The 3063-nt window shown below is 45.1% G+C and carries 5 protein-coding genes and 1 pseudogene; all 6 read left to right on the forward strand.

Annotated features, from left to right (window positions below):
- Nucleotides 1–215 (forward strand): annotated as a pseudogene (tuf, locus tag A3756_RS13475) (elongation factor Tu); the annotation flags it as partial.
- A 189-nt stretch (nt 216–404) separates the two neighbouring features.
- On the forward strand, nt 405–716 hold the full coding sequence (gene rpsJ, locus A3756_RS13480; RefSeq protein WP_068455763.1) for a 30S ribosomal protein S10: 312 nt from the start codon (nt 405–407) through the stop codon (nt 714–716).
- A 118-nt stretch (nt 717–834) separates the two neighbouring features.
- Nucleotides 835–1473, forward strand: a complete 639-nt coding sequence (rplC, locus tag A3756_RS13485; protein ID WP_068508507.1) for a 50S ribosomal protein L3 — start codon at nt 835–837, stop codon at nt 1471–1473.
- An 8-nt stretch (nt 1474–1481) separates the two neighbouring features.
- Nucleotides 1482–2090: a 50S ribosomal protein L4 gene (rplD, locus tag A3756_RS13490; protein WP_068508509.1), complete on the forward strand. Its 609-nt coding sequence runs from the start codon at nt 1482–1484 to the stop codon at nt 2088–2090.
- The gene (rplW, locus tag A3756_RS13495; RefSeq protein ID WP_068508512.1) at nt 2087–2380 is read left to right on the forward strand and encodes a 50S ribosomal protein L23; all 294 of its coding nucleotides are present in this window, start codon (nt 2087–2089) and stop codon (nt 2378–2380) included. The genes rplD and rplW overlap by 4 nt, the downstream gene beginning before the upstream one ends.
- A 15-nt stretch (nt 2381–2395) precedes the next feature.
- Nucleotides 2396–3063: 50S ribosomal protein L2 (gene rplB / locus A3756_RS13500; RefSeq protein WP_068553681.1), on the forward strand; the 668-nt coding region annotated here is incomplete at its 3' end.

Raw genomic sequence — 3063 nt, forward strand, 5'->3', positions numbered from 1 at the left:
TCCAAGGTTACCGTCCACAGTTCTACTTCCGTACGACTGATGTGACAGGTGCTTGTGAGTTGCCTGAAGGTGTTGAAATGGTAATGCCTGGTGATAACGTACAGTTAACAGCTACTTTGATCGCGCCAATCGCGATGGAAGAAGGTCTACGCTTCGCGATTCGTGAAGGTGGTCGTACTGTAGGTGCGGGTGTTGTAGCTAAGATTGTTGAATAATCTGACGCCTATATCCTAAAAAAAGAGCTGCCTTCGGGCGGCTCTTTTTTTTGTGCTAAAAGAAATCGTATTTATGTCGGGATGTCGGTTGACACGGTTGGTTGCAATACGTACAATGCGGCTCCTTTTTTATACAGCAGTCACGCGCCTTTTTGGGTTTAAGTGGCTAATTACTGGAGTTTTGGTCACATGCAAAGCCAAAAAATCAGAATCAGACTAAAAGCTTTTGATTATCGTCTGATCGATCAGTCTACACAAGAAATTGTAGATACGGCGAAGAGAACCGGTGCGCAAGTGCGTGGTCCGATTCCTCTTCCAACTAAGAAAGAGAGATTTACAGTTTTGATTTCTCCTCACGTAAACAAAGATGCGCGTGATCAGTATGAGATTCGTACTCATAAGAGAATGATGGATATTGTAGAGCCTACAGAAAAAACTGTAGATGCACTAATGAAACTTGACCTGGCAGCTGGCGTAGACGTTCAGATTAGTCTTGGTTAAGTTTTTCCAACTTTTCTAAAAAGTTGGTGCCGTTCAAGTTAGATCGAGCGGTAAAGTGTAACTACCTAATTTATAGGGCCATAGAGGGTGAAAGCCCCGTACACTTAAGAGGTGAAAAATGGCGATTGGTTTAGTCGGCCGTAAGGCTGGGATGACTCGAGTTTTTACAGACGAAGGTGCATCCATTCCGGTAACGGTTATCGAGGTTGAAGATAACCGTATCACACAGGTGAGAACAGACGATGTTGATGGTTACCGTGCAATTCAGGTAACTGTTGGTGAGCGTCGCGCTTCTCGCGTATCTAAAGCTGCAGCTGGACATTTTGCGAAAGCAGGTGTTGAAGCGGGTCGTGGTCTTTGGGAATTCCGTTTGGCGGAAGGCGAAGGCGAAGATCTTAAAGCAGGTGACGCACTTAATGCGACAGTCTTCGAAGTTGGTCAGATTATTGATGTAACTGGTCAGTCTAAAGGTAAAGGTTTCCAGGGCGGTATTAAGCGTTGGAACTTTGGCATGCAAGATGCGACGCATGGTAACTCGTTGTCACACAGATCAAACGGTTCAATTGGTCAGTGTCAGACGCCAGGTCGTGTTTTTAAAGGCAAGAAGATGTCAGGTCACATGGGTGCTGAACAAGTTACTGTTCAGAGCTTAGAAGTCGTTCGTGTAGACGCAGAACGTAACCTTTTATTGATTAAAGGTTCTGTTCCTGGTGCTACTGGCGCGGACATCATTGTCAAGCCAGCACAGAAGGCATAGGGGGCGTCATGGAATTAACAATTACTGGTTCTGGAAATTCAGTGGCTGTATCTGAAGCTACGTTTTCTCGTGAATTTAATGAGTCTTTGGTTCATCAGGTTGTCACTGCATATATGGCAGCTGCCCGCCAGGGTTCTCGAGCTCAGAAAACTCGTTCTGAAGTAAGTGGTGGTGGTAAGAAGCCATGGAAGCAGAAGGGTTCTGGTCGTGCACGTGCAGGTACTATTCGTAGCCCAATCTGGCGTTCAGGTGGTGTTACATTTGCTGCGAAGCCGCAAGATCACTCTCAAAAAGTAAACCGTAAAATGTATCGTGCAGCGATGCAGGTTATTTTGTCAGAGTTGGTTCGTCAGGAGCGTTTGTTGGTTGTTGAAGAGCTAACTGTTGCTGAGCCAAAGACAAAAGAGCTGACTGCTAAGTTGAAAGAGCAGGGTTTGCTAGATAGTACTTTGATCATCTCTGAAGAAATTGATCAAAACTTATATTTGGCGTCTCGCAATATCCCTAAAGTGGATGTGCGTGATGCGGAAAGTGTTGACCCTGTAAGCCTTGTTGGTTTCGATAAGGTGGTTGTCACAGTTTCTGCTCTTAAAAAGATTGAGGAGATGTTGGGATGAATGAACAACGTATCTATAAGGTTCTTTTAGGTCCTCATATTTCTGAAAAAGCTTCTATGGCAGCAGAGAACAACCAGGTTTGTTTTAAGGTTGCTGCGGATGCTAGCAAGCCAGAAATCAAGAAGGCTGTTGAGAAACTTTTCAATGTTACAGTTGAAGCAGTTCAAACTGTAAATATTAAAGGCAAGACTAAGTTCACTAAGAACGGTCTTGGTAAGCGCAAAGATATTCGTAAGGCTTATGTCAAATTGGCAGAAGGTCAGGATATCGATTTCATGGACGTGGAATAAGGTAGAGGTCGAATTATGCCAGTCGTAAAAACCAAACCAACATCTGCCGGCCGTCGTCATGTCGTTAAGGTAGTACACCCTCATTTATACAAGGGTCGTCCTTATGCGCCGTTAGTTGAAAAGAAATCTAAAAATGGCGGTCGTAATAACAACGGTCGTATTACTGTTCGTCACAAGGGTGGCGGTCATAAGCAGCACTATCGTGTTGTTGACTTCAAGCGCACAAAAGACGGCATTCCAGCTGTTGTTGAGCGTATCGAGCACGATCCAAATCGTTCAGCGCACATCGCATTGCTGAAATATATGGATGGCGAGCGTCGTTACATTATTGCTCCTAAAGGTGTTGAAGTCGGTCAAGAGATTCGTTCGGGTGAAGATGCTCCTATTAAAGTAGGCAGTACCTTACCTATTCGAAATATTCCTGTGGGTAGTGTTATCCACTGTGTTGAATTGAAGCCTGGTAAAGGCGCTCAAATCGCTCGTAGTGCAGGTACTTCTGCGCAGCTAGTAGCAAGAGAAGGTGCTTATGCAACTCTTCGTTTGCGTTCTGGTGAAATGCGTAAGGTTCTTGTTGAATGTCGAGCTACTTTGGGTGAGGTTTCAAACAGTGAGCACAGCCTACGGCAATTAGGTAAAGCGGGTGCATCACGTTGGCGCGGTATTCGACCAACGGTGCGTGGTGT

The sequence above is a fragment of the Oleiphilus sp. HI0086 genome, assembly GCF_001635225.1.

What these genes read in the sequence shown, in the direction of transcription:
- rpsJ (WP_068455763.1), top strand. Translation starts at nt 405, where the DNA reads ATGCAAAGCCAAAAAATCAGAATCAGACTAAAAGCTTTTGATTATCGT.
- rplC (WP_068508507.1), top strand. Translation starts at nt 835, where the DNA reads ATGGCGATTGGTTTAGTCGGCCGTAAGGCTGGGATGACTCGAGTTTTT.
- rplD (WP_068508509.1), top strand. Translation starts at nt 1,482, where the DNA reads ATGGAATTAACAATTACTGGTTCTGGAAATTCAGTGGCTGTATCTGAA.
- rplW (WP_068508512.1), top strand. Translation starts at nt 2,087, where the DNA reads ATGAATGAACAACGTATCTATAAGGTTCTTTTAGGTCCTCATATTTCT.